This window comes from Enterobacter cloacae complex sp. ECC445 (assembly GCF_021892025.1).
GTDB lineage: Bacteria > Pseudomonadota > Gammaproteobacteria > Enterobacterales > Enterobacteriaceae > Enterobacter > Enterobacter chengduensis.
Genome location: NZ_JAKLRZ010000061.1, coordinates 1 through 954, shown reverse-complemented (window position 1 = coordinate 954; position 954 = coordinate 1). Strand labels below are relative to the sequence as shown.

At 50.0% G+C, this 954-nt stretch carries 2 tRNA genes and 1 rRNA gene; all 3 read left to right on the top strand.

The features are described 5' to 3' along the window. A 16S ribosomal RNA gene (locus tag L6R44_RS24825) occupies positions 1 to 402 on the top strand; the annotation flags it as partial. A gap of 69 nt (positions 403 to 471) precedes the next feature. Further along, a tRNA-Ile gene (locus L6R44_RS24820) sits at positions 472 to 548 on the top strand. A gap of 108 nt (positions 549 to 656) precedes the next feature. Beyond that, positions 657 to 732: transfer RNA gene (locus L6R44_RS24815), tRNA-Ala, on the top strand. Positions 733 to 954: the final 222 nt, after the last annotated feature.

The following is a 954-nucleotide window of genomic DNA, read 5'->3' as shown; positions in this document are numbered from 1 at the left end:
CGGGAACTCAAAGGAGACTGCCAGTGATAAACTGGAGGAAGGTGGGGATGACGTCAAGTCATCATGGCCCTTACGAGTAGGGCTACACACGTGCTACAATGGCGCATACAAAGAGAAGCGACCTCGCGAGAGCAAGCGGACCTCATAAAGTGCGTCGTAGTCCGGATTGGAGTCTGCAACTCGACTCCATGAAGTCGGAATCGCTAGTAATCGTAGATCAGAATGCTACGGTGAATACGTTCCCGGGCCTTGTACACACCGCCCGTCACACCATGGGAGTGGGTTGCAAAAGAAGTAGGTAGCTTAACCTTCGGGAGGGCGCTTACCACTTTGTGATTCATGACTGGGGTGAAGTCGTAACAAGGTAACCGTAGGGGAACCTGCGGTTGGATCACCTCCTTACCTTAAAGAACCTGCCTTTGTAGTGCTCACACAGATTGTCTGATGAAAAACAGCAGTAAAAACCTCTACAGGCTTGTAGCTCAGGTGGTTAGAGCGCACCCCTGATAAGGGTGAGGTCGGTGGTTCAAGTCCACTCAGGCCTACCAAATTTTTGCTGATGCTGCGTTGCGGCGACACTCACATACCTAAGTATGCTTCGTGTCACCACGCCTTGCCTCAACAAAAATTACCGGTACAGAGGTTTGTAATACGATGGGGCTATAGCTCAGCTGGGAGAGCGCCTGCTTTGCACGCAGGAGGTCTGCGGTTCGATCCCGCATAGCTCCACCATCTTTTACTGCGAACACAAGAAAACTTCAGAGTGAACCTGAAAAGGTGCACTGCGAAGTTTTGCTCTTTAAAAATCTGGATCAAGCTGAAAATTGAAACGACACATCTTTAAGGTGTGTTCGAGTCTCTCAAATTTTCGCAATCAGAAGTGAAACATCTTCGGGTTGTGAGGTTAAGCGACTAAGCGTACACGGTGGATGCCCTGGCAGTCAGAGGCGATGA